Consider the following 26,159-nt stretch of genomic DNA (forward strand, 5'->3'; position numbering starts at 1 on the left):
TTGTGAAGGTGATCTCACGCGTCGATACCGACGCTCACAGCATGCGATGCAAGGTCGTGCTCGGTCTCGGATCGTCATGGCTGTCGACGTACCACGAGTAGCGGGTGGGTGGGTAGTCGGTGAGTAGGTGGCGGATCAAGGCGACGTCGAGCCCGTCCTCCGGCTGCCGCAGGTGCAGAGGCGGCGGATAGAACGAGTCGCCCAGCAACAACACGCCGGAGTCCGGCACGGCCACCACGGTGGAATCCTCGGCGTGGCCGCCGCCGACGTGCCGCACCTCGACGCCGCCGGGCAGCGTGAGCGTGTCATCGAACTCGACGTGCGGCGGGATGACGCTGAAGCCGTCCCAGAGCCCCGACATCGCCGCGCTGCGGGCCGTGCAGCTCGGGATCATCCGCTTGTCGGCGGCGGCCAGCTCCCGCACGTACGCCTCGCTCCACGGCCGGCCGGCGTCGGTCCGCAGCATGCGTGCCCCGGCGCGGTGGCCGACGACCTCGACCTCGGGCCACGCGCAGGCGCCCCAGACATGATCCCAGTGGTGGTGGGTGTAGATCAGCCGGCGTGGGAGGGGGAGACCGGCGGTCGCGACGGCCTCGCGCACGCGTCGGGCCACGGCCGGGCTGTTGCCGGCGTCGACCAGCAGGCTCCCCGCGTCGTCGGCGATCACCGCCACACAACCCTGCACCTTGGCGGGATCCGGGTCGTGCGGGTACAGCCACACCCGGCCGGCGAGATGCCGCAGCGCGTTCACCATTCGCGTCCTCCGTCCACAACGTACATCGTCGATCAGGGGCGGGCGGCCGGGCGCTCAGGCCCACTAGGGTTCGCGGCATGGCTTTGCGACCCGATGAGTTCTACGACCGCGCCGTCAGCGTCGCTGACGCCGAGCGCCGGCTGCCGCTGGCCCGCATGACGGGGTGGGACATCAGCCCGTTCGAGCCGGACGGGCTGCGTGTCTCCCCGCTGCGCCCGCCGGTGCTGCCCGAGCCCCCACGCCACGGCGAGGACCCGTCGGACTGCAACGACTGCCGCCACCGGGACGAGGGGATCTGGTTCAACGAGCACTGGCGGCTGGCCCGGATCCCCGGGGTCGGCGTGCCGCTGGTCCTGATGCTGTACCCCCGCGACCACTACGACATGGCCGACCTGCCCGACGAGATGGCCGCCGAGCTGGGGCTGCTGACCACCCGGATCGTCCGCCACGTACAGGCCCTGCCGCACATCTCGCGGGCCCACGTCTACCGCATCGGCGACGGCGGCGCCCACCTGCACGTCTGGTTCTTCGCCCGGCCGGAGGGCCAGGCCCAGCTGTACGGCTCGTGGCTGGTCGTCTGGGACGACCTCCTGCCGGAGTATCCGGGAGAGATCGCCGACGCGGACGCCGCCCTCGTGGCCGACGCCCTGGTCGCCTCGCACGGCGGCCGGCGCTCTCCCCGCTAACTTGGGGTGCATGGAGAAGTTGGTGCACACCGCCCGGCTGGCGTGGGACGGCTCGACCGGCGCGGGCTACCGTTTCTACTCACGTGCCCACACCGCCGCCGCGGCCGATGACTCCCTGCGGCTCAGTGCTGATCCGCATTTCCGGGGTGACGCCGCCCTGCTGAATCCCGAGCAGCTTGTCGTCATGGCGGCCGGCTCCTGCCAGCTGCTGTCCTTCCTGTCGCTGGCCGCACGCCGGCACGTGGACGTGGTGAGCTACACCGACGAGGCGGTCGGGCATCTCAGCGAGGATCTGCGCCGGGCGCGGATCGAGCTCATCGAACTCGCGCCGGTGATCGACGTGGCCCCCGGTACCGACGAGAAGCTGGTGCTCGCGCTGGTCGAGCAGGCCCACCACGAGTGCTACATCGCCAACTCGCTGAACTCCACGATCAGGATCAACCCGACCGTGCGGACCGTCCCGGAGCGGGAGGACGGGAGCTAGCCGCCCGGGACCAGCGTGACCGTGCCGTTCTCGTGGTCGACCGTGAAGAGCGTGCCCGGCGGATAGTTGCCCAGGACCTCCGGGGGCAGCTGCACCGTGCCGTCCCCGGCCACCACCGCGAAGTCCTGGCCGTCGCGGCCCTCCGCGCCGACCCGGCCGTCGCGGATCGTCACCGCCCGGCCCAGCCGCGCGCCCACCTCGTTGTCGTGGGTGACCACCACGATCGTCGTCTGCCGTTCGGCGTTGACCGTCTCCATCGCCGCCAGCACCTCGTTGCGGCCCGCCGTGTCCAGCCGGCTGGTCGGCTCGTCCACCAGCAGCAGGCCCGGACCGGCCGCGATGCCGACCGCCAGGGCGGCCCGCTGCCGGGCGCCCGGGGTCAGCTCGGCGATCCTCGCCCGGCCCTGCCCGGGCAGCCCGACCAGGTCGAGGATGCGGTCCGGGTCATCGAGCTCGATGCCGCGGGTGTGCGCGGCGCGGCGCTGGGCCAGCCAGATGTTGCGGTGCAGCGACGCGTACGGCAGCAGGTTGCGCGCCGCCCCCTGCAACACCACCCCCACCTCGGTGCCGCGCAGCCGGGAGATCTCGGCGTCGGAGAGCTTGCCCATGTCGTACGTGCCGATGTTGATCCGGCCGGCCGACGGGCGCATGAGCCCCGCGAGCAGGGCGATCAGCGTCGACTTGCCCGATCCCGAGGGCCCGACCAGGGCGAGGGTCTCACCGGGCGCGATGGACAGGTCGACGCCCGCCAGCGCGACCACGTCACCGGCCTCGGCACGGTAGATGTGCACCACCCGGCGGCAGGCCACGGCTAGTCCGTTCATGGGCCCACGCTAGCGAAGATCCGCTCGTCGGAGGTACCCACGCGCGCGCCGAGCAGGTCGCTCCGTGGTGTCGGCGCCGCAGCGCTTAGGGTGGTGCCCGTGCGTGACATCGCGGTTTTCACCGGGAGTGCCCACCCGGAGCTGGCAGCCGAGATCTGTGATCACCTGGGCGTGCCGCTGCTACCCACCAAGACCTCCCGGTTCGCCAACGACTGCATAGAGGTGCAACTGCAGGGCAACTGCCGGGAACGGGACGTCTTCCTCATCCAGCCGCTCGTGCCGCCCGTCCAGGAGAACCTGGTCGAGCTGCTCTTCATGCTCGACGCCGCCCGCGGGGCCTCCGCCGGGCGGATCACCGTGGTGCTGCCGCACTACGCGTACGCCCGCAGCGACAAGAAGGACGCGCCGCGCATCTCGATCGGTGGCCGGCTCGTCGCGGACCTGTTGCAGACCGCCGGCGCACACCGCATCCTGGCCATGACCTTGCACTCTCCGCAGGTCCACGGCTTCTTCAGCGTCCCGGTGGACCACCTGCACGCCCTGCGCGAGCTGGCCCACCACTTCCGGGGCTACGACCTGAGCAACACCGTCGTGGTCTCCCCGGACCTCGGCAACGCCAAGGAGGCCGCGGCGTTCGCCCGGCTGCTCGGCATCGAGGTCGCGGCCGGCGCCAAGCAGCGTTTCGCCGACGACAAGGTGGTGATCAGCTCGGTGATCGGCGAGGTGGCCGACCGGGACGTGATCGTGCTGGACGACGAGATCGCCAAGGGCAGCACCGTCTTCGAGCTGCTGGCCCGGCTGCGCGAGCGCAACGTCCGCAGCGTCCGGGTGGCCTGCACGCACGGGTTGTTCGCCGCGGACGCGGTGGCCCGGCTGTCGGCCGAGAAGGACATCGAGGAGATCGTCTGCACCAACACGGTGCCCATCCCCAAGGACCACCACACCGACAAGCTGACCGTGCTGTCCGTGGCCCCGGCGCTGGCCGAGGCGATGCGCCGGATCCACAACGGCGAGTCGGTCAGCGCCTTGTTCGCATGAGTCGCCTGGAGGCGGTGCTGTCCGCGTTGCTGGCCGTGCAGCGCCAGTCGTGGGAGCAGGGTGTCGCCGCGCAGGCCGCCCTGGACCTGGGGCGGGACGACCTCGCGCTGCTGCTGGCCGAGGCGGCGGTGGCCCGGCAGGCGGCGGACGGACGGCTCGGTGACGTGGACGAGCCGGGGGTGGTCAACGGGGCGGCCTGCGGGGAGGCCGTGCTGGCCGCTCACCGCCGTACCGGGGGAGAGCTTTTCGCCGTCGCGGCCCGGCGCCAGCTCGCCTGGCTGACCGACGACGCACCGCGGGCCGCCGACGGCACGCTGTTCCACATGCTCGGCGCCCGCGAGATGTGGGCCGACACGGTCTACATGGTGCTGCCCTTCCTGGCGCTCTCCGGCCGGGGCGACCTGGCCGTGGCCCAGCTGGAGGGGCATCGCCGGCGGCTGTGCCGGGACGGGCTGTACGCGGCGATCTGGTCGGAGGAGACCGGAACGCTCCGCCGCGCCGACCACTGGGGCGGCGGCAACGGCTGGGTGGTCGCCGGTATCGCGCGCACCCTGCGGCTGGTGCCCGGGCTGCCGCAACGCGACGAGCTGGCCGCGCACGCCCGGGAGGTGCTGGACGCCTGCCTGGCGCTGCGCCGGCCGGACGGGCTGTTCCACGACGTGCTGGACGACCCGGCGACGTTCCGGGAGACCAACGCGGCGCAGATGTTCTCCTACGCGGCGGCGGTGGGCGCGGCCGACGGCTGGCTGCCGGAGGCCTACGCCGCGACCGGCCGGGACCTGCTGGCCGCGGCCACCCGCGAGGTCGACCGGTACGGCATCGTCCGCGGCGCGTGCGGTTCGCCGTCGTTCGACCGGGCCGGCTGGTCCGCCGAGGCGCAGGCGTTCCACCTGCTGGCCGCCTGTGCGGTCGGCCCGGCCCGGCCGGGGGGCAGCTGATGCGTGGCGCGGGTCTGCTGCTGCTCGGCGCCGGGGCCGGCCTGATCGCCGGCTACCTGGCCAACCAGCACTGGGCCTCGCCCGCCTGGGTCTGGCTCGGCCTGGGCGTCCTCGTGCTCGCCTCGGTCCTGCTCGGTCTCAGCCGCGGTGGTCAGGCCCCGGGCTGAGGGACGGCCGGTGCGGCCGCCTGCGGGACCGGCTGCGGCCCGCAGAGCGAGCGGATCGCCCCCAGCAGCGTCGAGCGGGTGAACGGCTTCTCCACCAGCATGCTGTTCGCGTCCAGGTGCAGCTGCGGGCCCAGCGACGCCGCCGTGTAACCGGACATGTAGAGCACCGGCAGGTCCGGGTGGTGCGTCCGCAGCGCCGCGGCCAGCTCCGGCCCGGTCATCGCCGGCATCACCACGTCGGTGATCAGCAGGTCCGGGTGCGCGCCCGCGGCCACCTGGGTCACCGCCGTCAGCGCGTCGGTGGCCACGGTGATCTCGTAGCCGGCCGGCGCGATCAGCCGCTGCACCAGCTGGGCCACCTCGGGCTGGTCCTCGACGATCAGCACCCGGCCGATCACCGACGGGGTGCTCTGCCGGTCCACCGCCGGGGCGGGCCGTTCCTCGGCCGCGGGCAGGTAGAGGTGCACGGTGGTGCCCATTCGGGGCTGCGACTCCAGCGAGATGTGGCCGCCGATGCTCTGCACGACGCCCGCGGCGGTGGCCAGGCCCAGTCCGGCCGCGGTGGGCCGGGTGGTGAAGAACGGCTCCAGCGCCCGCCGGCGGGTCTCGTCGGACATGCCCGTACCGGTGTCCTGGATGACCATGTGCACCAGCCGGCCGGTCGGCGCACCCTCGGCGAGCTGCCCCGGCGCCACCACCTCGTTGGTCGCCGCCACCCGCAGCATGCCGCCGTGCAGCATCGCGTCGCGGGCGTTCGCGGCCAGGTTGACCAGCGCCTGCTCGAGCGGGCCGCGCTCGGCCCGGACCGGCCAGACGTCCGGCCCGAAGGCCAGGTCGAGGCCGATCCGCTCGCCCAGGGTCCGGCTGAACAGGCTCTGCACGTCGGTCAGCAGGTCGGGGATCGGGATGACCTCGGGCCGGTTGCCCTCGGTGCGCCCGAACGCCAGCAGCTGATGGGTCAGCGTCCGGCCGGTGCTGACCGCGTCCATGATGTCCTTGGCCATCTGGTGCTGCGGCGAGCCCTCGGCCGTGGTCGTCGCGATCATGTCGGCGGAGCCCTGCACGACGGTCATCAGGTTGTTGAAATCGTGCGAGATGCCGCCGATGAGCTGGCTCATGCTGTCCAGCCGGCGCAGGTGGTCGAGCTGGCGCTTGAGCCCCTTGGTGTCGATGTGGTCGGTGGTGTCGGTGATCATGCACAGCACGCCGAGGTGCTGGCCGTGCTCGTCGGTCAGCGGCATCATGCTCATCCGCACACTGCGCTGTGAGCCGTCGGCGCGCATCAGCCGGGCGCCGCCGACCGTGGACCGCCCGGCCCGGCACTCGGCCAGCCGGCGCATCAGCTCGGCCTGGCCGCGTTCGTCCAGGAAGCCGCGCAGCGAGACCCCGACCAGCTGGGCCCGGGGCAGGCCGAGGACGACGCCGATCGGCTCGTTGGCGTACGTGGCCACGCCGTCCGCGTCGAGCTGGAGCACGCCCTCGGGGATGGTCTCCAGCACCCGGCGGTAGCGTTCCTCGCTGGCCCGCAGCCGCTCCATGGCCCGGGCCGACGACAGCGCCAGGGACAGCTCGCCGGCGATGTCGCGGGCCAGCTCGACCTCGGCCTCGGAGTAGCCGGAGCCCGGGGTGGCGCGGACCAGCACCAGGTAGCCGGCGTAGGTGTTGTCCACGATCACCGGGCACAGCACGGCCGAGTGCACGGCCGGCGGCTGGCCGCCCGGGTCCACGTACGCCTGGTGCCGGGGCCGGGGCAGCTCGCTCAGCGGTTCGGTGCCCTCGGCGGCCAGCACCACGGGCCGGCGGCTGGCGGCCAGCCCCGTGGAGAAGTCGTCGTCGGGCAGTTCACCCTCCCGGTCGAGCAGTCGGGCGTACGGCCCGTTCAGCTCGTCGTCGGGATGGTGGAACGTGATCGCGTCGTACCGGCCGTCGTCGCGCAACAGCTGGACGCCGGCGCCGTCGCCGAGCATGTCGGCCGCGGCCTGGGCCGCGGTCGCGCACACGGTCGCCGCATCCTGGGAGGCGCGGCTGAGCGCCAGGGCCAGATCGGCCAGCGCGTATCGGAGGGGATAAGCCATGACACCCATGTCGTTCACTATCTGCAATAGCGCGGGGCGTCGTGGTCGTTTCCCGGCAAAGCAACCGTCCGGCCGAGGATGTTCCCACCCGTCACACCCGCCCGGCGGGTCCCAGCGTCGGCCGTCCGCGGAGTTTTCGCTGTTCACGAGGTCTCGATGGGCTGGAACGACGCGGTGCCACCGGGGTGACGGGCGACCCCGCACAACTACCCAGGATGCGAACTCCGACGCATGCATTTGCCTTTTGATCCGGACAAACACCATCATTCCGCCTGGTCAGCGAAGGCCTCGGTACAGCGAAGGTTGGCAGAGCACCGCAGCGGCGGAAGGACACGACCACAGGTGGATCAGGATCCCACGAGCAGCGGCGTACGCCCGGATTCGGACGGCGCGTCGACCCTCGATCTCAGCGGGCGGTGCGTCGGCAGTTCGTACATCCTCGTCCGTCCCATCGGGCAGGGCGCGACGGGCACGGTCTGGCGGGGGGTCGACCGGGCCTCCGGCGAGCCGGTCGCGGTCAAGCTGCTGCACGAGAGCCTGCTCCGGCAGCCCAAGCTGGTCACCCGCTTCGTGCAGGAGCGCACGATCCTGCTGATGCTGCGCCACCGCAACGTGGTGCGGGTCCGGGACCTGTTCAGCGTCGGCGAGTCGCTGGGCCTGGTGATGGACCTGGTCCCCGGCGGCAGCCTGCGTGAATACCTGCGCGAGCAGCACACCCTGAAGCCCGGCGAGGCGGCCCGCCTCGCCGCGCAGGTGGCGGCCGCGCTGGCCGAGGCGCACGAGCTCGGCATCATCCATCGCGACCTCAAACCCGACAACATCCTGCTGCACCGTACGGACGGCGAGCTCGACACCCGCCTCACCGACTTCGGCATCGCCCGGGTCCTCAACACCCCGAGCCTCACCACCACCCACGCCGTCGTCGGCACCCCGCACTACATGGCGCCGGAGGCGTTCCACAGCGCCACGGTCAGCCCCGCGGCCGACATCTACGCCCTCGGGGTGCTGCTCTACGAGATGGTGTGCGGGCGGCCGCCGTACGACAGCGACACCGTCCACGACCTGATGCGGCTGCACCTGGAGGGCCACCCGCAGCGGTTGCCGGGCATCCCCGATCCGCTCTGGCAGATCATCACCGGTTGCCTGGAGCAGAAGCCCCGGCTCCGCCCGACCGCCGGCGAGCTGATCGCCGAGCTGAGTGCCGTGGCCCGCGCGGCGGGGGACGCTCCCGCGCTGCCGCGGCCCGAGCGGCCCGCCGCCGAGCCCGTCTCGTCCCGGCTCGTCCTCGCCGCGGACGAGTCTGCGTCGTCCCGGTCGGCCCGCGCCGCGGACGAGTCTGCGCTCGCCCGCGCCGGGGATGAATCTGCGTCACCCCGGCCCGCTCCCGGCGGGGATGAGCGGAAGCCGCGCGCCGGGGAGGAGCGAAAGCCGCGCGCCGCCGGCCCGGAGGTGCCGAAGCCGGTCCACCCGTCGCTGGCCGGCGTGCGACTGCCGGTGCCGCGGCGCCGCAACCAGCCGGCGAGCTGGCGCTGGGGCCGGCCCTGGGCGACCATCGCGGTGGTCTCGGCCGCGATGCTGGCCTCCGGCGTCGCCACCACGGCCTGGCACCTCGTCCGTACCCCGGGCCAGCAGGCCGGAGCCGCGACGGCCGAGCCGATGCTGCCGGCGGGCCGGCCGTCGGGCCCGGTCGCCGCATCCCGCTCGGCCCCGGCCGCCCGGACCAGCGCCTCCCACGAGCCCGTCGCCCAGCGGCGCCGGCCCACCAGCGCCGCGGTCGCCGCGCAGGCGCTGACCCCGGCCCGGCCGGCGGCCACCCGCAGGACCACGCCGAAACCCCGGGTCAAGGAGGCCCAGCCGTACGGCCCGTACACCTGCAAGCGCGAGTTCGGCATGGCCGGTTTCACCCCGCTGGTGGTCAGCCCCTGCCACGCGCTGGGCAGCCGGGTACGGATCCAGGCGCTGCTGACCGCCCCCACCCCGGGCGAGGGCCGGATCGCCGTCGCTCTGCAGGACCTCAGCTCCGGCCGTACGGTCGGCACCCCGAAGGTCTGCACCGGCCTGACCTTCACCAAGGCCCAGCCGACCCGGGTCTGCGGGCCCCTGACGATCGAGCCGGTCAAGGGCCGCCGCTATCAGGTGATCATGTCGTGGACCTTCGGCGAGAGCCGGTACGGCGGGGCCAAGGTCGCGAGGGGCAGCGCCTTCGACTGGTGAGCGGTATCGTCCGTGAACTATGCGTAGGTTGCTCGCGGCCGGGATCGTGCTCGGCGCTGTCGTGTCCGGTCTCGGCGTGGTGCGGGCGATGTCCGCCGACGCCGCCGCGGTCCCGCCGTACCACCCGACCAAGCTGGCCAAGGTCGCCGACTCCCGGCAGGTGGTCGTCGTGGTCGGCAAGTCGCGCGGCTCCTCGTACTCGACGGTGTACACGTACCAGCTGGGCGCCGACGGCAAGACCTGGACGGCGAAGTTCCCGGCGATGGCGGCGCGCAACGGTTATGCCGGCTGGGCCTGGGCGGGGCAGCGGATCCAGGACTCCGGCACCACACCGATGGGCACCTTCCGGATCACCCAGACCTTCGGGTTGAAGAACGGCCCCAGCACCAAGATGCCGTGGACCCGGGCCGACACCAACGACTACTGGGTCGGCGACAACAAGGACCCCAAGACCTACAACATGTTCCAGCCGTCGGCGTCGGCCCAGCGCACCTGGCGTACGGGCGAGGCCGAACGGCTGGCCGCGTACCCCACGCAGTACGAGTTCGCGGCCGTCATCGACTACAACCGCCCGGCGCCCACCTCGATCACCTGGGACGCGACCCACGGCCAGTACGTCACCAGCAAGCCGGCCAACGTCAAGCGCGGCTCGGCGATCTTCCTGCACGTCAAGGGCGCCGGCTCGACGGCCGGTTGCGTGTCGCTGAGCCGCAGCGACGTGGTCCGGGTGCTCCAGTGGCTCGATCCGGCCCAGTTGCCGCGCATCGTGATGGCGCCGACGGCCGACCTCGGCAAGGTGTGAAATAAGGTCGCCGGTTCCGGCGTTACCGCCTACCGTGATCCGCATGTTCGCACCCGGTCTGCAGCTGCCCGCGGGGTTCTCCCCGCTGGCCGCTCCCGCGTGCGATACGCGAAGCTGACCCTTCCCCAAGCCGCAGCAGAACCCGGGGAAGGGTAGCTGCGCGGTTCTGGCGCGCGTCCCTGGGCAAGGCTCGCGTTCCACCTTCGACCCGATCGTTTCTCGCAACTCAGCCGATCCGCAGCGGAAAACCCATGCGAAAGGCCAAGTGAGGACAGCATCATCATGGCCAAGAGCCAGTTCGTCCGGACCAAGCCACACCTGAACATCGGCACGATGGGTCACGTCGACCACGGCAAGACGACCCTGACCGCCGCCATCACGAAGGTCCTCGCCGACCGCGACCCGGCCGCCAACCGGTTCGTCGCCTTCGAGGGCATCGACAAGGCGCCGGAGGAGGCGCTGCGCGGCATCACCATCAACATCTCCCACGTCGAGTACGAGACCGCGGCCCGGCACTATGCCCACGTCGACATGCCGGGGCACGCCGACTACGTGAAGAACATGATCACGGGGGCGGCGCAGGTGGACGGCGCGATCCTCGTCGTCTCGGCGCAGGACGGCGCCATGCCGCAGACCCGCGAGCACGTGCTGCTGGCCCAGCGGGTCGGGGTGCCGTACCTGGTCGTGGCGCTCAACAAGAGCGACGCGGTCGCCGACGAGGAGCTGCTCGACCTGGTCGAGCTGGAGGTGCGTGAGCTGCTCGGCGAGTACGGCTTCCCCGGCGACGAGGTCCCGGTGGTGCGCGTGAGCGCGCTGAAGGCCCTCGAGGGCGACCCGCGGTGGACCCGGTCCATCGTGGAGCTGCTCGACGCCGTGGACGCGTACGTGCCGGTGCCCGAGCGGGAGCTGGGGGAGCCGTTCCTGATGCCGATCGAGAACGTGCTCACCATCAGCGGCCGCGGCACCGTGGTCACCGGCAAGATCGAGCGCGGCACGCTGCGCGTCGGCGACCCGGTCGAGGTCGTCGGTCTCGGTGAGACGCTCAGCACGGTCGCGACCGGGCTCGAGACGTTCGGCAAGAGCCTGCCGACCGCGCAGGCCGGTGACAACGCGGCGATCCTGCTCCGCGGGATCAAGCGCGACCAGGTGCAGCGCGGCCAGGTCGTGGCGCTGCCGGGCAGCGTCAAGCCGCACAAGAGCTTCACGGCGACCATGTACGCGCTGACGAAGGAGGAGGGTGGCCGGCACACGCCGTTCGTGGCGAACTACCGCCCGCAGTTCTTCTTTCGCACCACGGACGTGTCCGGCGCGATCGACCTCGGCGAGCTGCCGATGGTCATGCCGGGTGACACGGTCGACCTGACGGTGCACCTGGGCAAGGAGGTGGCGATGGACGTCGGTCTCGGCTTCGCGGTCCGCGAAGGCGGCCACACCGTCGCCGCGGGCACGGTCAAGGAACTGCTGGACTGAACGGGGACGGGGCCACCCGCGGGTGGCCCCGTTCGCTGCGTGCGCAGACCGTCGACGGGTGCGGCAGGATGGCGGGATGGCTGCACAGTTCGGTCCCCACCGCTGGTCCGCCGGCGCGCACCGGGACACCGCCCGGTTCCGTGGCACCCGCGTCGAGGTCGCTGATCTGACCGGCGTCACGGTGGTCGACTGCGATCTCACCGGCGTCAAGGTCGTCGACTCCTGGCTGGTCGGCGTCGACCTGTCAGGTCACGTCGACGGTCTGCGCGTCAACGGCGTCGACGTCACCAGCTTCGTGGCGGCCGAGCTCGACCGCGGGCATCCGGAACGGGTGCAGCTGCGGGAGATCCAGGACGCCGACGGCTTCCGGGCCATGGCCGACACGGTCACCGGGCTGTGGTCGGCGGCCGTCGCCCGGGCGGAGGCCCTGCCCGGGCCGGTCCGTGACGAGCGGGTGGACGGCGAGTGGTCCTTCGCCGAGACGCTGCGCCACCTCGTCTTCATCACCGACTCCTGGGCCGGCCGCACGATTCTCGACGAGGAGCTGCCGTACCACCGGATCGGTCTTCCGCAGACCGCCTACGCGGCGGCGGACGCGGCCGCCCTGGGCATCGACCTCACGGCCGAGCCGACCTGGGCCGAGGTCCTGGCCGCGCGGGCGGACCGGCTGGCCGTGCTCGCCGGCATCCTGCACGGCCTGACCGACGCCGACCTGGGCCGGCCCTGCACCCGGCCACCGGCTCCGGGCTATCCCGACGAGGTCCGCGCGGTGGCTGAATGTCTGGCTGTCGTGTTCGAAGAGGAGATCGAGCACTACCGCTTCGCCACGAGGGATCTGGCTGTGCTGGAAGCTCGATAGCCGACGGCCCGGCAGGTTGACTGCCGGGCCGTCCATTTGCGGTGCGGGTCGGTTCAAAGCGTGTCAGGTCAGGACGGGCCGGTTCCGGCGGGCCGGTTCAGGGAGGGTCAGTTCAAGGCCGCGTTGAGGGCCGGGAGATAGCCGCTGCGGTAGCCCGCGGCGTTCGGGTGGAACGAGTTGGTCGCGGGGATCACCGTGAGGCCGTTCAGCCACGGGGCGGGGGCGCAGATCCCGTGGCCGGCGAACTCGTCGGTCACGTCCGACCAGGTGAAGCCGGCTGCGGCGGCCCGGTCGGCGATCAGCTTGTTGAGCTCGGCGGCGCCGCCGTTGATCGACTTGCGCTTGGCGATGCTCATGCCGCCGATCCCGCAGTTGGCCACGGTATCGTCGAACAGGATCGGGTAGCCGAGGACGACCACCCGGGCGTTGGGGGCCTTGCGGCGGATGTCGGCGTACGTGCCGTCGAGCTTGGCGGTCATCTCGGTGCGCAGGACCTGCATCGCCGACGCGACTGTCGCCGCGCACTTGCTGTCGCTGGACAGGGTGCAGGTGATGACGGTCGACGCGAAGCCGACGTCGTTGCCGCCGATGGTCAGCGTCACCAGGTCGGTGCCACTGGTCAGCGGCCACAGCTGGGTGGACCGCAGGGTCTGCGTGGTGGCCCCGCCGCAGGCGACCGAGCGGTACGACTTCGGGTCGTTGGCCGCGTTCCACAGGCCGGGGTAACCGTTGGCGCTGCGCAGGCAGAGTCCGGTCTGGCCGGACGCGCCGACGCCGGAGGAGTAGGAGTCGCCGAGCGCGACGTAGTCCCACTCGGATCGGGGTGTGGCGGCCGCGGCGGGTGTCGCCGCGACGATGCTCAGCAGGGTGGACATGACGAGGCAGGCGAGGACGGTGGTACGTCTGCTCATCGGGGTGGCCTCCGGATCCGCGGGGGACTGGGGGCCGGAGCGCTCCGGTTACCGAACAGTAAGTCAAGGTCCCGAGGAAAGAAACACAGTGACTTTCCTGTTACCTCGTAGTAACATCCGTCGATGTGACCTGCATCTATGTCAGGCGGTCATTGTCCGTGCGCGCAGAGCGATGATTTTTCACCGGTGCCACAGTCGGTCTTCAGCGTGCGCTCAGCTATCCGGGCTAGCGTCGCCGCATGGATGAGCAACGGGCCCGGAGGGTCGTCGAGACACTGCGCGGACGTAACGTCTTCGCCCATGTGAAGCTGCCGCACGCCGGCATCACCCAGTACGGCATCCGGGTCGTCCTGCCCGACGGGCGCGAGGCGGTCTGGGACAACGACGGCACGGCCGGGCTCGAGGCCCAGGTGATGCGCAACGGCGTCCTGGTCGGCTTCGTGTCGTCCATCCCCGGCTCGGAGAACTTCACCGACGAGCAGATCATCGACGCGATCGCCGCCGCCGACTACGACCAGCCGATCGGCCGGTCCCGCCCCACGACACCGTCCGGCGGACCGCCGCGCACCGACCGGATCGCCACCGCACCCCGGCCCCTCGGACTGGCCGAGCGCCTCCGCCGCACCTTCCGGGACTGACCGCCGGATCAGCCTCCGGCCGGTGGGCCGGGCAAGGTCTGCCCGTTCACCTGGTCGGCCACAACGCGGCCGGCGCCGGCCAGCCCGGCCGGGCATCGGGACCGGGCGCGCCGGTCAGTGCTCGGCCGGTGCGCCGAGCGGCGGCATCGGGACCTGGAGGCTGACCGCGCCACGCAGGTCCAGCCAGGCCCGCTCCGGGCCGCGGACCAGCCGCAGCACCACGTCGTCGCAGGACGGGCAGCGGGCCACCAGGCCGGGCGCCGGCCCCCACACCCGCAGCCGCGCGACGACACTCGGCTCCCCGCACCCGCCGCAGGTGGCCACCGCCGTGGTCACATCGACCGCGAAGACCTCGCGCAGATCCCCGGCCATCGCGTTGCCGTCCAGCTCGTGCTCGGTCATGACGTCCCTCCGAATCGTTCCGTGCGGATCTTCTTCGGGTCGTGCCCCAGCGCGACGAGGATGTCGGCCGCCGCCTCCACGAACGACGTCGGGCCGCAGACGAACACGTCCGGCGCGAAGTCCGGCGGCCAGCCGTACGTGTTGATCGTCGCCACGGTGAGCCGGCCCGGTGGATCGGGCCAGCCGTCGGGGGTCTTGCGGGTGTAGACAAAACGGACGTCCAGCCCCGGATCGTCGCGGACCCGGCGGGCCAGCTCATCGGCGTACAGGGCGTCCTGCGGGGTGCGGACCGAGTAGATCAGCCGGAACGGTTGCCGGCCGCGTACGTCGCCGCGGGCCCGGATCATCGCCATCAGCGGTACGACGCCCGAGCCGCCGGCCAGCAGCAGCACCGGCGGGGGAGCGTTGCGCCACACGAACCAGCCGCCGACCGGGCCGCGCAGCTCCAGCGGCTGGCCCACCTGCAGGTCCTCGGCCAGATAGGACGAGACCTCGCCGTCCTCCACGCGCTGCACGGTCAGCTCGACCGTGCCGCCGTCCGGCCAGGCCGAGGCGATGGAGTAGCTGCGCTGGGCCGAGTAGCCGTCCGGGGCGGTCAGCCGCACGTCGACGTGCTGGCCGGGCAGGTGCCCCGGCCAGTCCGGCACCCGCAGCACCAGAGTCCGCGCGGACGGTGTCTCCTGACGAGCCGCCTCGACGATGGCGGCTCGCCAGGTCAGTCGCCCTGGTAACGCTGTTCGCGCCATGGGTCTCCGTACATGTGGTAGCCGGCCTCTTCCCAGAAGCCCGGCTCGTCCTGCTGGAGCATCTCGATGCCGTTGACCCACTTGGCCGATTTCCAGAAGTACAGGTGCGGGACCACCAGCCGGGCCGGGCCACCGTGCTCGGGCGCGAGCGGCTCGCCGTCGAACTGGTACGCCACCCAGGCCTTGCCGTCGAGCAGGTCCTCCAGCGGCACGTTGGTCGTGTAGCCGCCGTAGCCGTGCACCATCGTGTAGTCGGCGGTGGTCTCGATGTTCTCGAAGAGAGTGTCGATCGAGACGCCCCGCCAGGTGGTGCCGAGCTTGGACCACTTGGTGACGCAGTGGATGTCGACCGTGACGTCCTCGGCCGGCAGGGCCTGGAACTCCGCCCAGGACCAGCTGTGCTTGGCGCCGGTCTCGTCGGTGACCGTGAACTGCCAGCGGTCGAGCGGGATCCGAGGCGTCGGTCCGGCCGAGAGCACCGGGAAGTCATGGGTGAGGTACTGCCCGGGCGGCAGGTCGGGCTGCGAGGAGCGGCGCCGCCCGCCGAACCCGGGGGAGATGATGCTCATGTACAGCAGTAAACCCGATGATCATGAACGAGGACAGGCTTACCCCACGCCGAAGGTGGCGTTGCCGGCCGGCAGCTTGCGGCCGTTGTCGTCGTAGGCGGTCGCCTTACCGACCTTGCTGGTCGGTTTGACCTTGTTCAGGGGGAACCAGAACAGCACGATCGACCGGTCCTCGCTCCAGGTGGTCTGTTCTGCCCGGACCGTCCGGCCGTCCGCGGTCACGGTGATCTTCGCCGCATCACCGACGTAGTAGCCGAAGGCGGGAGTCGGCTTGTCGTTGACGACCATGGCCATCTCCAGGGCGTGGAAGCCCGGTGCCCGGTCCGAGCCCTCCACCTCGTTGTTGACGACGTCGACGACCAGCTGACCCGCGGTGGTGCGCCAGCCGGTGGCGATCCCGATGGTGGTGTCGGGCAGGACGGGCTCGTCGACCCGTTGCATCCACAGCAGCCGGTCCAGCCCGTCGACCTTCATCCGGGTGTCGACGACGTCGCCGAACGCCTCCCCGGTGATCGGTTCGTCCGGATCCTCCTGGACCGCGGTGGCCGACGGCTCAGCGGTCCTGGCCGGCGCGGCACTCGACGGCTGACCGGCCGCGGCGACCCCCGGCTGCGACGCCTCCGGGCGGACCAGCTGGAAACCGCCCACGAGCAGGACCAGCACCGCCACCCCGGAGGCGGCGCCCACCGTGGCCCGGCGCCGGCGACGCAACCGGCCACCGGCGGTCATCACGGCGGCGAGGTCGAGCGACTTGGGTTCGAAGTCCGGCGTGGAGTGCATGGCGTCTCTCAGATCGTCGAGGTTGTTCATGGGCGTACTCCGCTTTCCGCGCGCCGGGGGGCCGGGATGGAGACCCGCAGCTTGGCCAGCGCCCGCGAGTTGAGGCTTTTGACCGTGCCGAGGGACAGGTTGAGCTCGCGAGCCACGTCGACCTCGGTGGCGTCGAAGAAGTGCCGCAGCACGACCACGGTGCGTTCGCGGGGTGACAGCGTCTGCAACGCACCGATCAGCCAGCGGCGCCGGGTCACGTCGTCGGCCAGGTCCCGCGGCAACGGTCGTTCGGGGAGCTCCTCGGTCGCGTACTCACGGATCGGGCGGCGCCACTGGTCCGTGACGAGGTTGGCCAGGACCGTGCGGGCGTACGCGTACGGGTCCTTGCGGCGGACCCGGCCCCAGGCCGCGTACACCCGGACCAGGGCGGCCTGGGCCGCGTCCTCGGCCTGATGCCGGTCACCGGTCAACAGGTACGCGGCGCGTTGCAGCCGGGCCGAGTTCGCCTGCGCGAACTCGACGAATTCATCGTCGCCTCTCACTCCCACGACGGCCAAGACGGGTCAGGGCCCGGAAAGGTTGCAGCAACCTCTACCCGCGGCGGGCCGTCTCGGTCTGCGTCATGCACCATCCGCACATCCTGATGGAGTCGCGCAATGGGACTGTCCCGCCGATCGATCCTCGCCGTTGCCGTCACCGGCACCGCCGCCGCCCTGGTGGTGACCGGAGCCGTGGCCGCCGGTGCCTCGCAGCGCAAGCCCGCGCCGAGGCCGGTCACCGCCGCATCGGCCTCGGCTGCTGCTCCGGACCCCGCGCCGCGGCCCGCCGAGCGGCAGCTCGGTGAGGTGGTCGACGCCGGATACCGCGCGAAGGACGGCGCCTGGGTGATCTACGCGGTGGCGATCGAGGAGAAGGCCCTGCCCGGTACGCGGTTCGGCGTGATGGCCGGGCTGCGGCGCGGTGACGGCAAGGTCACCGGGATCGTCGTCGCCAACGAGACCGACGGATCGGACCGGGCGCCCGGCTTCCACGCCGTGCAGGGCGGCATGGAGGTCGACGGCCGGCCGTCGCCGTCGTTCGGCTACTACGCGGGGGCCGCCGCGAAGATCACCGCGCGGATCGGTGGCCGTACCGTCACCGCCCGGCAGGCCGCGTGGAGCGCGGACAACACGGTCAAGTTCTTCTGGTTCGACCCGGCGGCGGGCATGGTCAGCGACCTGAAGGCGTACGACAGCAAGGGCCGCGCCCTGCCGGCCGGTCACAACAGCGTCGGAGTGGGTTAGTCCCAGGCGGCCCGGACCCGCTCGATCACCTCGGCGGCCTGCGCGCGTCCGGCCCGCGCCGCGGGCGCGCGCCGCGAGGGGTCGAGCGGGTTGCGGCCGATCGCCGTCAGCGCCGCGTCGGTCGGGCTGACGACCGCGGTACGCACCCCCGGTCCCAGGGCCGCGGCCTGCGCGGCGGGCCGGTCCGCGCGCCGGGCGGCCGCCGTGAGCGGGGCGATCACCACCACCCGCTGGTAGCCGCGGGCGAGGTCGACGTTGGCGACCGACCGCACGCCGCCGTCGACGTAACGGCGGTCGCCGACGGTCATCGGCGGCCACACCAGCGGCACGGCACAACTGGCGGCGACCGCGTCGATCAGTGAGGCACCGCTCGCGCTGTCGAAGACCTTGACCGCGCCGGTCCGCGCCTCGACCGCGGGGATGAGCAACCGGGCGGCCGGCCAGTCGTCGCGCTCGACCCGCGCGGCGATGGCCGTGCGCCGGGCCGACTCGGGCACCGTGCGGGCCTTGAGGGCGGCCCGGCCCAGCCGCGCCCGGCCGCGGGCCCGGTCACCGGGCCAGAGCGCGGCCAACACGAAGCCGAGCAGCACCCGGGACCCGATGACCGCGTCGGTGTCACCGGTGGTGTCGGCCAGCTCGCGCTCGTACAGAGCGTCGATACCGGTGCCGCTGGTGAGCTGGGCCGCCACGACCGAGCCGGCGGACGTGCCGACGAACAGGTCGGCGGAGCTGAGGTCGACGCCCTGCTCGGCCAGCCCGTGCAGTAGTCCGATCTCCCACGCGACGCCGGTGACGCCACCACCGCCGAGCACCAATGCGCGTTTCTCCATGCGCCCTCTCTACTACCGGCACCGGGTTTGTGCCACCGCCGGCCTCGCGCCGGACCTGGTGACCTACGTCGGAACGGCGAGCAGGACGCTCGCGCCGGGGCTGCGGCTGGGCTGGATCGCGGTACCGCCGGCGTTGCTGGACGCGGTGATCGCGGCCAAGCGGCTCAGCGGCGGGGGCCCGGCGTGCTTGAGCAGCTGACGCTGGCCACGTTCATGGTGTCGGCGGTGGGTACGACCGGCACATCCGGCGGTCCCGGCCGCGCTACCGCAAGCGCGCCCGGAAAGCTCGGCGAAGTTGCTGGTTTTAGACCGGTATGTCCGTTCGGATGGGACGATGAGGGCTCGGGGCCTGGCCCGCGAGACCGTGGGCCGACCCAGTCGAGACCTGCGGAGGACGACAGCATGCGTAACGAATGGGACGACCAGGACCACGGCCGCGACGAGGTGACCGCGTCGCGCAACCGGCGCCGCAAGCAGGTCCTCATCGCCGTGGCCGGACTGGCGGTCCTCGGTGCCGGGTCGGCTCTGGTGACCGCCCAGGTGGTGGACGACGGCAAGGCGACGACCCGGGACGCGGCGGCGCTGGTGCCGGTGACGCCGGCTGGGACGCCGGCGGAGTCGGTCTCGCCGGAGGCTCCTGCTTCCCCTGCGGCCCCTGCGTCCTCAACGGCATCGGCCTCTCCCTCGGCCTCTGCCGACGCGAAGGCGGTCGCCAAGGAGATCGCCGAGGCCCGGGCGGCGGCCGCCAAGGACGGTGTGCCGTTGAAGAAGCCGGTGCGGGCGGAGGGTGACAGCGTCGCCGCGGCCGAGGCGAAGGTCGTGAACACCGGATCGCTCAGCAAGGACCGCGCGACCCTGCGGATCGTGTCCGCCCGCGCGGATCTGACCGGTCAGCGCGAGCTGTCCCTGGTGGCCGACGTGGGCAGGCCGGTCGGGAATGCCTCCTGCAGTCAGAACATCAAGGTGCACGCCGGGGCCAAGGCCGAGACGAAGCAGAACCTGCTGATCTGCTGGCGGGTCAGCGCGGAGAAGAGCGTCTACACGGTGGCCGTCGACCTGGACGGGGATCCGTCCGAGCAGGAGAGCGTGGCGGCCATCGATCGGGAGTGGCAAGCCCTCGGATGACCGGGCCGGAGCGTGCATCCAACGGTCTTCATCACTCTGTGCATCCAATTGATTACATTTCGCTACGCTTCCCAGCGAGACGGCCCGACGACGATGGTTCATCCGAGCGCACGGGCCCACCCAATCCAGCGATGCGGTCCCTCGTGACCGTAGGAGGACCTCGCATGAGCAAGTCCCTATCCACCACACGACCCCGGCTGGCGCGTGCCGGGTTCGTAACAGGAGCGGTTGCCGCCCTCCTGTTGAGCACCATCCACGCAGCGTCGGCGGCTCCGGCCGCTACCGCCACACCGAGCTCAGGGCCTGTCGGCGGCGGTAACACGGTAGCGGTGGCCCTGACCGGCTACGTCAGCACGATGACCACCGTCGGGGCCCGGTTGCAGACCGGCACCGGCGCCTGTGCGGCGTACGGTACGGCGAGCGCCAGCAACCTCGCGGCGACCGCCACGAAGTCGGACGCCAACACCGTCAGCGTCGTCATTCCGTCCGGCGTGGTGCTCGGCACCACCTACCGGATCTGCATCTACGGCCTCGCGTCCGGGACGCTGCTGAGCACCTCGACGGCGATCGGCCAGGCGGACTACACCGTCATCGCCGACGTCCCGGTGCTGAGCCCGCTCACCGGCCCGGCCGGTGGCGGCAACGTCATCACCGCCACGGGCACGGCGCCGTACCTCACCGGCACCACCACGCCGGCCGTGCTGTTCTCGACGGCCACCTGCCCGGCGACGTACGCGACGCCGGACGCCACCAAGATCCTGGCGACCACCACCCGGACCGACTCGGTGGCGTCGATCACCGTGCCCGCCGGCGCGGTGGCCCCCAACACGTACTACGTGTGTGTCTACAAGGGCAACACGGTCGGCAGCAGCGCGCTGATCGGCGGGAGCTCCACCACCTACACCCCGGGCGCTCCCGAGGTGACGCTGAGCGGGACCACCGGCCCGAACGCCGGTGGTAACACCCTCACGACGACGGCGGCTGCCTTCGGTGACCTCAGCGCGACCGCGCTGGGTGTGAACTTCTCCACCACCGCCTGCGACACGACCTACGAGGACACCGGTGCCGCGGCCACCCTGGCCGGACCCGCGACGCGCAGTGGCACCACGGTCACCTTCACGGTGCCCAGCGGCGTACTGGCCCCGGCCGAGTACAACGTCTGCCTCTACAACGGAGCCACGGACGAGACCAGCGCACTGCTGGCCGTCGGCAAGGGCAAGTACTCCGTCACCCTGCCGGACGTCACCACCAGCCCGAACGTGGGCGCCACGGCCACGGCCAAGACGATCACGCTCACGTCGGCCAGCCCGATCCTGAGCGGCGTCACCTCTCCCGGCGTGACGTTCTCCGTCGCGGCCTGCCCCTCGACCTACACGGCGACCGGCAGCAACTTCGCGGGCACCACTCCGAAGCGGATCACCGACACCATCGGCTCGGTCGTCGTCCCGACCTCCGTGGTGCTGGCCGGTGGCGCAACGACCACCGCCTACAACGTCTGCGTGTACAACGGCACGGCGGCTGACAGCATCCTGCTCTCCAACGCCGGCACGTACACGGTCGCGGCGCAGTTCACGGTGGACGCCGACCCGATCGCCCTGGACGGCGGCCCGGCTCAGGGTGGCACGCTGATCACCGTCACTGGTACGGGTTTCCCGGCCGGAGCCGACGCCATCACGGCCAGCCTCGGTGGTTCCCCGCTGAAGAACATCAAGCGGACCAGCAGCACCGCCTTCACGGGTGTGACCACGGCGCACGCTCCGGGAACGGTGGCGCTCAGCGTGACCACCGCGGCGGGCACCATCATCCGGTCCGCCGCGTTCGTGTACTCCTACGGCATCACGGTCCAGCCGAACACCGCCCCGAGCGACACCACCCGTGACATCTACGTCACCGGTGCGGGCTTCCTGGACCTGGACTTCGCCGAGGCGGGCGAGCCCTCCGGCAACAGCGAGGCGCACGTCTACCTCGTCGACGGCGTGTACGACGCCACCGACACGACGCCGACCGAGAAGGACAACCCGCCGATCGCGGAGTGCGAGGCGGCCCTGGTGCTCAGTGACACCGCGCTGCTCTGCTCGCTCAACCTGGAGGACAAGCTGGTTGCCGCGACCGGTGCGCAGTCGGTGGGTGCCGAGGTGCCGGAGGGCGTCTACACCATCACCGTGGTGAACAGTGGTCTGACCGCGAGTGCGGCTGCCGCGGCGAACCCGGTGGTGACCATCAGCTCGTCGATCCTGACCAGTGGTTCCACCTTCACGGTGGCTCCGTACTGATCCGTACCACCTGACCCTCAACAGACAGTGCTCAAAGCGATGGCCCGGAGCGAAAGCTCCGGGCCATCGTCGGCATTCAGCCCAGCCGCTGCCATTGTCGGTCGACCGCGGCCGCGCTGTCCTTCGCCGACGGTTTGCCCTTCGCCTTGACGGCCAGCGTGTAGACGCTCTTCCGCTCGCTGGTCCGCCAGCAGATCAGCAGCGTCGGATGCCGCACGGGCTTGGCGTCCACGCTGAGCCTGATGGTGTCGCTGCACCGGACCGCGCCGACCTGCTCGCCCGGATCGGCCACCCAGCCCAGCTCCCGGTAGCCGGTGAGGTCCCCCCGCGCGGACACCACCTTGAGCGTGCCCCCGTCCTGCTCCGAGGTCGTCGTCGTGACCTCGCCCGGTGCGCTCACCGACGGCAACGGTCGCAGGACGCCGGGACCCTTCTTGGCCGCCGCGGATCTGATGGCCGCCACCCGCTCGTTGACCCCTTCCGAGGGTCGCGTCGTGGTGGGAGCCGGGCCGGTCACGGTGGTGGCTCCGGGATCCTCGTCGGTCTGCGCGGCGATCACCGCGCCCAGGCCCACGAGTGACAGCAGTCCGGCCGCGCCGATCACGGCCTTGCGACGGGTGATGCGCATGAGAGTGTCCTGTCTAGCTCCGGAACAGCGATCGGTAGACCGCCGCTGACTTCGGGTTCTTCACGCAGGCCGCGTCCGTACGGAACAGGCTCGACTGCACACCGCCGTCCCCGCAGTCCGAGAAGTACGCCTCGTACGCCAGGTTCGACGCGTGTGCCGCGAACCACTCGTGCATCCAGGTCACGAACGACGGGTTCTCCTGGCCGGCGTCACCGGTCGGCACCACACCCCACTCGCCCACCGAGAACGGCTTGCCGTGCTGCCGGGCGAAGTCGTACAGCCAGGTCAGCCCCTCCGGGTCCGTCGCGGCCTGGTCGAACACCGCCTTGGTGGGCGACCACGGGTAGTGGTCGTAGTTGTCGATGCCGATGATGTCCACGTACTCGTCACCCGGGTAGCAGTTGGTGCTCACCCCGCCGCACGTCCCCGCCGGGGTGCCGTGCGCGTTGATCGTCCAGTCCAGCAGCACGTCCGGGTTCGTCGCGCGGATGTTCGTCGCGGCCCGGCGGTAACAGGCGATCCAGGTCTTCGGGTCGTCGGCGCGCCACGGCGACGTCTTCTCGTTGAACTCCCAGCCGAGGCGCACCACGGAGTCGCCGCGGCCGTACCGGGTCATCAGCGAGCCGAAGTTCTTCCAGTCCTGGTCGTGCTCGCCGGCCGCGCAGGCCGCCAGGTCGGCGCTCGCGCCGATCGGCACCAGACCCTGGGACACCACCAGCATGCCGTCGAAGTCGGAGAACAGGTCGAACGTCCAGCCCGAGCCCGCGGTCATCGCCGCCCACGAGGTCCGGTCCGTGTAGGTCTGCGCGACCCGGCACGCCCGGCCCCGCGCGATGCAGAACGCGTTGACGTGCGCCGTGTCGAACAGTGGGTCGCCGTTGACGCCGGACATCCCGTTCGCGCCCGGCCAGGTGCCGTCCGCGCGCGGCAGCGCGATCAGCGCCCGGGCCGATCGGGCGCCGGGGGCCGCGGAAGCGGACGGTGCGGAGACGGGCGGTGCGGAGACGGACGGCCCGGTCGATGCCGACGGGACCGGGTCCCGGGGATCCTGGGCCAGGCCCACGGCGGTGGCCGCGAGCGCGATCGCCGCTGCCCCGGCCCCCAGCCACAGCCGCTTGCGGGGCGGTCGTTCGTCGGCCATCGGCGCGGACCTCCGGGACGGTCGGGGCGTTTTGCCCTATTCTGACAGGCCCGGTGGGCGGCCGGGGCCGAGTCGCCCAACCCGCGGTGAGCCAGGATTGCCTTACCTAAAGAATGGTCGTCCTTATTTGTGAAATCCCCACGAATACCTTTGTCGCCGACCGGCGGAATGGCATCCGATGGTTTATGGTCGGCAGGGAGAAAGGGAGGCCTCACATGACTCAGATGATGGCCATGCCGCGCGTGCAGACCTGCACGGTCAGCGGATGCGGATACAACCACGACGGCTGCACGGCCTTCGCGATCACCATCGGCCGGGCCAGTTCGGAGTGCGACACGTTCATCGACACCGCCGACAAGGGCGGCATGGGCCAGGCGGAAGCCCAGGTCGGCGCATGTAAGCGCAGCGAGTGCGTGCACAACACCGAGCTCGAGTGCCACGCGCCGTCGATCATGGTGGGGGCCGGCGTGGACCGTGCCGACTGCCTGACATTCGAAGCACGGTAATTGAGCCACCCAAGGCCGTCACCGTTTCGTCGGTGGCGGCCTTTTTGCGGGCAAAAGCAATTCCGGTCGTAGGTTCGTGCATGGTGCTGACCGTCGCTCCCGCCGAGGCCGGGCGCGCGGATCCAGGTGCCTGGCGGCACCTGAACGGATCCGCACACCCTTCATTCTGCGTGAGTGGTTGACCCCGGGCATGGTGCTGCGCTAGGTTGTTCTCAGATCGAGTCTTACTCAGTCTGAGAACAACGAGGGTGACGATGAGCGACGAGCGGGATTTTCTCGACAGCTACGACCCGGGCGCGTTCGCGCCGGTCGCGGTCACAGTTGATGTCGTCGCGCTGACCATCCGGGACGGGCGGCTGCACGTGCTGCTCGTCGAGCGGGGCGGGCATCCGTTCGCCGGTTGGCGGGCGCTACCCGGTGGCTTCGTGCAGGAGGAGACGCTCGATGCGGCTGCGCTGCGCGAGCTCGCCGAGGAGACCGGGCTGCGTCCCGGCGAGGGCGTGCTCGACCGGGTGCATCTCGAGCAGCTGCGCAGCTACGGCGACCCGGGTCGCGACCCCCGCATGCGGGTCGTTTCGGTGGCCTACCTGGCTTTCGCGCCGAGCCTGCCCGATCCACGGGCCGGCGGTGACGCCGCGGGCGCGTTCTGGGTGCCGGTCGACGAGGCCGGGGAGCTGGCCTTCGACCACGCGGCGATCCTGGCCGACGGGCTCGACCGGGCCCGCGCCAAGCTGGAGTACACCCCGCTGGCCACCGCCTTCGTCGGTGACGAGTTCACCATCGCCGAGCTGCGCGCGGTCTACGCGGCGGTCTGGGGCGAGGAGCTGCACGCCGGCAACTTCCACCGCAAGGTCCTGTCGGTGCCCGGGTTCGTGGAGAGCACCGGCGAGACGGCCGGCCGGGCCGGGGAGCGTGGCGGTCCCAAGCCGCGCCTGTACCGGGCCGGCGACGCGCACCTGCTGCACCCGGCGCTGCTGCGGCCGACCCGTGAGGACGGTGTGCGGTGACGTTCGACGAGGCGGTGGCGGCCATCGGCCGGGCGGGGACGTTCGCCGATCTCGTCGCCGCCTGTGCCCGACCGGCGGACTCCGGCCCCGGTGCTGCGGTTGTTGATGCCGGGCACGCGTACCGGATCCTGGTCAAGGTTGTGCATCCCGATGTCGCACCCGCGGGTCGCAGCCCGGCCGCGACGGCGGCCCTCGCCCGGTTGACCACTTTGTGGAGTGAGCGCGACGGCCGGCCGCTGACCACGAAGCGCGCCACCTACCGGGTCGGCGGGGTGGTCGCGACCGGGGACATCGCGCGGCTGCACGCGGTCGACGGTGACGCCGCGCTGCTCAAGCTGCCGCACCGGCCCGGTGACAACGACCTGATGCGGGCCGAGGCGGCCGCGCTGACCACGCTGGCGGCCGACGGCGATCCGAAGTTCCGCGCCTACGCGCCGCGGCTGCTGGAGAGTTTCACCCACGAGGACGCGGCGCGCGTCCGCCGCACCGCCAACGTCATCGCCCGGCAGCGCGGCTTCGTCCCGCTGTCCGAGGTGCACGCCGCCTACCCGGCCGGCCTCGACCCGCGGGACGTCGCCTGGATGTGGCGGCGGCTGCTCACCGGCCTCGGCTGGGCCCACCGCGCCGGCCTGGTGCACGGCGCGGTCCTGCCGGAGCACGTGCTCATCCACCCGGCCGAGCACGGCCTGGTCCTGGTCGACTGGTGCTACTCGGTGCCGGCCGGCACGACGGTCCCGGCGCTGGTGGCGAAGCACCGCGCCGCCTATCCACCCGAGGTGACCGGCAAGCAGCCGGCCACCGCCGCCACCGACATCTTCATGGCGACCGGCCTGATGCTGCGGCTCATCCACGACCCGCCGGTCGCGCTGCGGCGCTTCGCCCGCGGCTGCCGCTACGACAAGCCCCGCATGCGCCCCCAGGACGCCTGGCGCCTGCTCCGGGAGTTCGACGAGCTCCTCGACGACCTGTACGGCCCCCGCCGTTTTCGCCCCTTCGCGATGCCGGCCTGACTCACAGG

The 26,159-nt window shown here is 71.7% G+C and carries 29 protein-coding genes; 17 read left to right on the forward strand and 12 right to left on the reverse strand.

Annotated features, from left to right (window positions below; translation table 11 throughout):
- Positions 1-34 precede the first annotated feature (34 nt).
- Complete coding sequence (locus tag AB0C12_RS29555; RefSeq protein WP_360553106.1) at positions 35-754, reverse strand: MBL fold metallo-hydrolase; 720 nt, start codon at positions 752-754, stop codon at positions 35-37.
- Between the two features lie 77 nt (positions 755-831).
- On the opposite strand from AB0C12_RS29555, the gene AB0C12_RS29560 reads away from it, so the two are divergent.
- Both AB0C12_RS29560 and AB0C12_RS29565 read left to right on the forward strand, forming a co-directional pair.
- Complete coding sequence (locus AB0C12_RS29560) at positions 832-1,440, forward strand: hypothetical protein (RefSeq protein WP_360553107.1); 609 nt, start codon at positions 832-834, stop codon at positions 1,438-1,440.
- Positions 1,441-1,450: 10 nt separating this feature from the next.
- The gene (locus AB0C12_RS29565; protein WP_360553108.1) at positions 1,451-1,924 is read left to right on the forward strand and encodes an OsmC family protein; all 474 of its coding nucleotides are present in this window, start codon (positions 1,451-1,453) and stop codon (positions 1,922-1,924) included.
- On the opposite strand, the gene AB0C12_RS29570 is transcribed toward AB0C12_RS29565, so the two are convergent.
- Entirely contained in the window at positions 1,921-2,748 is an 828-nt protein-coding gene (locus AB0C12_RS29570) for an ATP-binding cassette domain-containing protein (protein ID WP_360553109.1), read from the reverse strand. The genes AB0C12_RS29565 and AB0C12_RS29570 overlap by 4 nt on opposite strands.
- 99 nt (positions 2,749-2,847) lie before the next feature.
- Between AB0C12_RS29570 and AB0C12_RS29575 the strand changes: the two genes are divergently transcribed.
- The 3 genes from AB0C12_RS29575 to AB0C12_RS29585 are packed head-to-tail and all read left to right on the forward strand — an operon-like array spanning position 2,848 to position 4,891.
- A complete protein-coding gene (locus AB0C12_RS29575; protein WP_360553110.1) occupies positions 2,848-3,786 on the forward strand; it encodes a ribose-phosphate pyrophosphokinase in 939 nt (312 codons plus the stop codon).
- Positions 3,783-4,724, forward strand: coding sequence for a glycoside hydrolase family 88 protein (locus AB0C12_RS29580; RefSeq protein WP_360553111.1), 942 nt, complete (start codon positions 3,783-3,785; stop codon positions 4,722-4,724). Before AB0C12_RS29575 ends, AB0C12_RS29580 begins: the two co-directional genes overlap by 4 nt.
- The gene (locus AB0C12_RS29585) at positions 4,724-4,891 is read left to right on the forward strand and encodes a hypothetical protein (RefSeq protein WP_360553112.1); all 168 of its coding nucleotides are present in this window, start codon (positions 4,724-4,726) and stop codon (positions 4,889-4,891) included. The genes AB0C12_RS29580 and AB0C12_RS29585 overlap by 1 nt, the downstream gene beginning before the upstream one ends.
- Here the strand turns inward: AB0C12_RS29585 and AB0C12_RS29590 are convergent.
- The gene (locus tag AB0C12_RS29590) at positions 4,876-6,966 is read right to left on the reverse strand and encodes a response regulator (protein ID WP_360553113.1); all 2,091 of its coding nucleotides are present in this window, start codon (positions 6,964-6,966) and stop codon (positions 4,876-4,878) included. The two genes, AB0C12_RS29585 and AB0C12_RS29590, sit on opposite strands and share 16 nt — an antisense overlap.
- Before the next feature lie 342 nt (positions 6,967-7,308).
- Here AB0C12_RS29590 and AB0C12_RS29595 point away from each other — a divergent pair, with 342 nt between their 5' ends.
- The 4 genes from AB0C12_RS29595 to AB0C12_RS29610 all read left to right on the forward strand — a co-directional run bounded on the left by AB0C12_RS29595 (position 7,309) and on the right by AB0C12_RS29610 (position 12,311).
- The gene (locus tag AB0C12_RS29595) at positions 7,309-9,180 is read left to right on the forward strand and encodes a protein kinase (protein ID WP_360553114.1); all 1,872 of its coding nucleotides are present in this window, start codon (positions 7,309-7,311) and stop codon (positions 9,178-9,180) included.
- A 19-nt stretch (positions 9,181-9,199) separates the two neighbouring features.
- Positions 9,200-9,982 (forward strand): L,D-transpeptidase family protein, encoded by a 783-nt coding sequence (locus tag AB0C12_RS29600; protein WP_360553115.1) that lies wholly within the window; start codon positions 9,200-9,202, stop codon positions 9,980-9,982.
- 282 nt (positions 9,983-10,264) lie between these two features.
- Positions 10,265-11,452, forward strand: a complete 1,188-nt coding sequence (tuf, locus tag AB0C12_RS29605; RefSeq protein ID WP_360553116.1) for an elongation factor Tu — start codon at positions 10,265-10,267, stop codon at positions 11,450-11,452.
- A 76-nt stretch (positions 11,453-11,528) separates the two neighbouring features.
- Positions 11,529-12,311, forward strand: a complete 783-nt coding sequence (locus AB0C12_RS29610; protein WP_360553117.1) for a DinB family protein — start codon at positions 11,529-11,531, stop codon at positions 12,309-12,311.
- A 107-nt stretch (positions 12,312-12,418) separates the two neighbouring features.
- Here AB0C12_RS29610 and AB0C12_RS29615 read toward each other — a convergent pair whose 3' ends face one another.
- Positions 12,419-13,222, reverse strand: coding sequence for an SGNH/GDSL hydrolase family protein (locus AB0C12_RS29615; protein WP_360553118.1), 804 nt, complete (start codon positions 13,220-13,222; stop codon positions 12,419-12,421).
- 239 nt (positions 13,223-13,461) lie between these two features.
- On the opposite strand from AB0C12_RS29615, the gene AB0C12_RS29620 reads away from it, so the two are divergent.
- Positions 13,462-13,860 carry a hypothetical protein gene (locus AB0C12_RS29620; protein WP_360553119.1) on the forward strand — a complete coding sequence of 133 codons (399 nt, stop codon included), beginning with the start codon at positions 13,462-13,464 and terminating at the stop codon, positions 13,858-13,860.
- A 114-nt stretch (positions 13,861-13,974) separates the two neighbouring features.
- Here AB0C12_RS29620 and AB0C12_RS29625 read toward each other — a convergent pair whose 3' ends face one another.
- Genes AB0C12_RS29625 through AB0C12_RS29645 form a run of 5 tightly spaced genes read right to left on the reverse strand, consistent with a single transcriptional unit; the run spans position 13,975 to position 16,890 of the window.
- The gene (locus tag AB0C12_RS29625) at positions 13,975-14,262 is read right to left on the reverse strand and encodes a DUF6510 family protein (RefSeq protein WP_360553120.1); all 288 of its coding nucleotides are present in this window, start codon (positions 14,260-14,262) and stop codon (positions 13,975-13,977) included.
- Complete coding sequence (locus AB0C12_RS29630; protein ID WP_360553121.1) at positions 14,259-15,008, reverse strand: ferredoxin reductase; 750 nt, start codon at positions 15,006-15,008, stop codon at positions 14,259-14,261. The genes AB0C12_RS29625 and AB0C12_RS29630 overlap by 4 nt, the downstream gene beginning before the upstream one ends.
- A complete protein-coding gene (locus AB0C12_RS29635) occupies positions 14,978-15,577 on the reverse strand; it encodes a sulfite oxidase-like oxidoreductase (protein ID WP_360553122.1) in 600 nt (199 codons plus the stop codon). Before AB0C12_RS29635 ends, AB0C12_RS29630 begins: the two co-directional genes overlap by 31 nt.
- A 39-nt stretch (positions 15,578-15,616) precedes the next feature.
- Positions 15,617-16,387: a hypothetical protein gene (locus AB0C12_RS29640; RefSeq protein ID WP_360553123.1), complete on the reverse strand. Its 771-nt coding sequence runs from the start codon at positions 16,385-16,387 to the stop codon at positions 15,617-15,619.
- The gene (locus tag AB0C12_RS29645; protein ID WP_360553124.1) at positions 16,384-16,890 is read right to left on the reverse strand and encodes a SigE family RNA polymerase sigma factor; all 507 of its coding nucleotides are present in this window, start codon (positions 16,888-16,890) and stop codon (positions 16,384-16,386) included. The genes AB0C12_RS29640 and AB0C12_RS29645 overlap by 4 nt, the downstream gene beginning before the upstream one ends.
- 114 nt (positions 16,891-17,004) lie before the next feature.
- On the opposite strand from AB0C12_RS29645, the gene AB0C12_RS29650 reads away from it, so the two are divergent.
- Entirely contained in the window at positions 17,005-17,631 is a 627-nt protein-coding gene (locus AB0C12_RS29650) for a hypothetical protein (protein WP_360553125.1), read from the forward strand.
- Here AB0C12_RS29650 and AB0C12_RS29655 read toward each other — a convergent pair.
- A complete protein-coding gene (locus AB0C12_RS29655; RefSeq protein ID WP_360553126.1) occupies positions 17,628-18,461 on the reverse strand; it encodes a patatin-like phospholipase family protein in 834 nt (277 codons plus the stop codon). The genes AB0C12_RS29650 and AB0C12_RS29655 overlap by 4 nt on opposite strands.
- Between AB0C12_RS29655 and AB0C12_RS29660 the strand changes: the two genes are divergently transcribed.
- The 3 genes from AB0C12_RS29660 (at position 18,460) to AB0C12_RS29670 (ending at position 21,859) form a co-directional block, all read left to right on the forward strand.
- Entirely contained in the window at positions 18,460-18,660 is a 201-nt protein-coding gene (locus AB0C12_RS29660) for a hypothetical protein (protein ID WP_360553127.1), read from the forward strand. The genes AB0C12_RS29655 and AB0C12_RS29660 overlap by 2 nt on opposite strands.
- A 203-nt stretch (positions 18,661-18,863) precedes the next feature.
- On the forward strand, positions 18,864-19,586 hold the full coding sequence (locus AB0C12_RS29665) for a hypothetical protein (protein WP_360553128.1): 723 nt from the start codon (positions 18,864-18,866) through the stop codon (positions 19,584-19,586).
- Positions 19,587-19,915: 329 nt separating this feature from the next.
- The gene (locus AB0C12_RS29670) at positions 19,916-21,859 is read left to right on the forward strand and encodes an IPT/TIG domain-containing protein (RefSeq protein ID WP_360553129.1); all 1,944 of its coding nucleotides are present in this window, start codon (positions 19,916-19,918) and stop codon (positions 21,857-21,859) included.
- A gap of 76 nt (positions 21,860-21,935) precedes the next feature.
- Here AB0C12_RS29670 and AB0C12_RS29675 read toward each other — a convergent pair whose 3' ends face one another.
- Complete coding sequence (locus AB0C12_RS29675) at positions 21,936-22,487, reverse strand: hypothetical protein (RefSeq protein WP_360553130.1); 552 nt, start codon at positions 22,485-22,487, stop codon at positions 21,936-21,938.
- Positions 22,488-22,500: 13 nt separating this feature from the next.
- Entirely contained in the window at positions 22,501-23,628 is a 1,128-nt protein-coding gene (locus AB0C12_RS29680; protein WP_360553131.1) for a cellulase family glycosylhydrolase, read from the reverse strand.
- Positions 23,629-23,843: 215 nt separating this feature from the next.
- Between AB0C12_RS29680 and AB0C12_RS29685 the strand changes: the two genes are divergently transcribed.
- The 3 genes from AB0C12_RS29685 to AB0C12_RS29695 all read left to right on the forward strand — a co-directional run bounded on the left by AB0C12_RS29685 (position 23,844) and on the right by AB0C12_RS29695 (position 26,151).
- A complete protein-coding gene (locus AB0C12_RS29685) occupies positions 23,844-24,134 on the forward strand; it encodes a DUF1540 domain-containing protein (protein ID WP_360553132.1) in 291 nt (96 codons plus the stop codon).
- A gap of 254 nt (positions 24,135-24,388) precedes the next feature.
- Entirely contained in the window at positions 24,389-25,141 is a 753-nt protein-coding gene (locus AB0C12_RS29690; protein ID WP_360553133.1) for an NUDIX domain-containing protein, read from the forward strand.
- The gene (locus AB0C12_RS29695; protein WP_360553134.1) at positions 25,138-26,151 is read left to right on the forward strand and encodes a molecular chaperone DnaJ; all 1,014 of its coding nucleotides are present in this window, start codon (positions 25,138-25,140) and stop codon (positions 26,149-26,151) included. Before AB0C12_RS29690 ends, AB0C12_RS29695 begins: the two co-directional genes overlap by 4 nt.
- The last annotated feature ends 8 nt before the right edge of the window (positions 26,152-26,159 follow it).

The organism is Actinoplanes sp. NPDC048967, from assembly GCF_040649415.1.
In the GTDB taxonomy this organism is placed as follows: Bacteria; Actinomycetota; Actinomycetes; order Mycobacteriales; family Micromonosporaceae; genus Actinoplanes.

What these genes read in the sequence shown, in the direction of transcription:
- AB0C12_RS29690 (WP_360553133.1), top strand. Translation starts at nt 24,389, where the DNA reads ATGAGCGACGAGCGGGATTTTCTCGACAGCTACGACCCGGGCGCGTTC.
- AB0C12_RS29570 (WP_360553109.1), bottom strand. Translation starts at nt 2,748, where the DNA reads ATGAACGGACTAGCCGTGGCCTGCCGCCGGGTGGTGCACATCTACCGT.
- AB0C12_RS29665 (WP_360553128.1), top strand. Translation starts at nt 18,864, where the DNA reads ATGCGTAACGAATGGGACGACCAGGACCACGGCCGCGACGAGGTGACC.
- AB0C12_RS29655 (WP_360553126.1), bottom strand. Translation starts at nt 18,461, where the DNA reads ATGGAGAAACGCGCATTGGTGCTCGGCGGTGGTGGCGTCACCGGCGTC.
- AB0C12_RS29560 (WP_360553107.1), top strand. Translation starts at nt 832, where the DNA reads ATGGCTTTGCGACCCGATGAGTTCTACGACCGCGCCGTCAGCGTCGCT.
- AB0C12_RS29580 (WP_360553111.1), top strand. Translation starts at nt 3,783, where the DNA reads ATGAGTCGCCTGGAGGCGGTGCTGTCCGCGTTGCTGGCCGTGCAGCGC.
- AB0C12_RS29625 (WP_360553120.1), bottom strand. Translation starts at nt 14,262, where the DNA reads ATGACCGAGCACGAGCTGGACGGCAACGCGATGGCCGGGGATCTGCGC.
- tuf (WP_360553116.1), top strand. Translation starts at nt 10,265, where the DNA reads ATGGCCAAGAGCCAGTTCGTCCGGACCAAGCCACACCTGAACATCGGC.
- AB0C12_RS29600 (WP_360553115.1), top strand. Translation starts at nt 9,200, where the DNA reads ATGCGTAGGTTGCTCGCGGCCGGGATCGTGCTCGGCGCTGTCGTGTCC.
- AB0C12_RS29615 (WP_360553118.1), bottom strand. Translation starts at nt 13,222, where the DNA reads ATGAGCAGACGTACCACCGTCCTCGCCTGCCTCGTCATGTCCACCCTG.
- AB0C12_RS29660 (WP_360553127.1), top strand. Translation starts at nt 18,460, where the DNA reads ATGCGCCCTCTCTACTACCGGCACCGGGTTTGTGCCACCGCCGGCCTC.
- AB0C12_RS29650 (WP_360553125.1), top strand. Translation starts at nt 17,005, where the DNA reads ATGGGACTGTCCCGCCGATCGATCCTCGCCGTTGCCGTCACCGGCACC.
- AB0C12_RS29685 (WP_360553132.1), top strand. Translation starts at nt 23,844, where the DNA reads ATGACTCAGATGATGGCCATGCCGCGCGTGCAGACCTGCACGGTCAGC.
- AB0C12_RS29610 (WP_360553117.1), top strand. Translation starts at nt 11,529, where the DNA reads ATGGCTGCACAGTTCGGTCCCCACCGCTGGTCCGCCGGCGCGCACCGG.
- AB0C12_RS29630 (WP_360553121.1), bottom strand. Translation starts at nt 15,008, where the DNA reads ATGGCGCGAACAGCGTTACCAGGGCGACTGACCTGGCGAGCCGCCATC.
- AB0C12_RS29585 (WP_360553112.1), top strand. Translation starts at nt 4,724, where the DNA reads ATGCGTGGCGCGGGTCTGCTGCTGCTCGGCGCCGGGGCCGGCCTGATC.
- AB0C12_RS29590 (WP_360553113.1), bottom strand. Translation starts at nt 6,966, where the DNA reads ATGGCTTATCCCCTCCGATACGCGCTGGCCGATCTGGCCCTGGCGCTC.
- AB0C12_RS29635 (WP_360553122.1), bottom strand. Translation starts at nt 15,577, where the DNA reads ATGAGCATCATCTCCCCCGGGTTCGGCGGGCGGCGCCGCTCCTCGCAG.
- AB0C12_RS29675 (WP_360553130.1), bottom strand. Translation starts at nt 22,487, where the DNA reads ATGCGCATCACCCGTCGCAAGGCCGTGATCGGCGCGGCCGGACTGCTG.
- AB0C12_RS29640 (WP_360553123.1), bottom strand. Translation starts at nt 16,387, where the DNA reads ATGAACAACCTCGACGATCTGAGAGACGCCATGCACTCCACGCCGGAC.
- AB0C12_RS29555 (WP_360553106.1), bottom strand. Translation starts at nt 754, where the DNA reads ATGGTGAACGCGCTGCGGCATCTCGCCGGCCGGGTGTGGCTGTACCCG.
- AB0C12_RS29680 (WP_360553131.1), bottom strand. Translation starts at nt 23,628, where the DNA reads ATGGCCGACGAACGACCGCCCCGCAAGCGGCTGTGGCTGGGGGCCGGG.
- AB0C12_RS29620 (WP_360553119.1), top strand. Translation starts at nt 13,462, where the DNA reads ATGGATGAGCAACGGGCCCGGAGGGTCGTCGAGACACTGCGCGGACGT.
- AB0C12_RS29565 (WP_360553108.1), top strand. Translation starts at nt 1,451, where the DNA reads ATGGAGAAGTTGGTGCACACCGCCCGGCTGGCGTGGGACGGCTCGACC.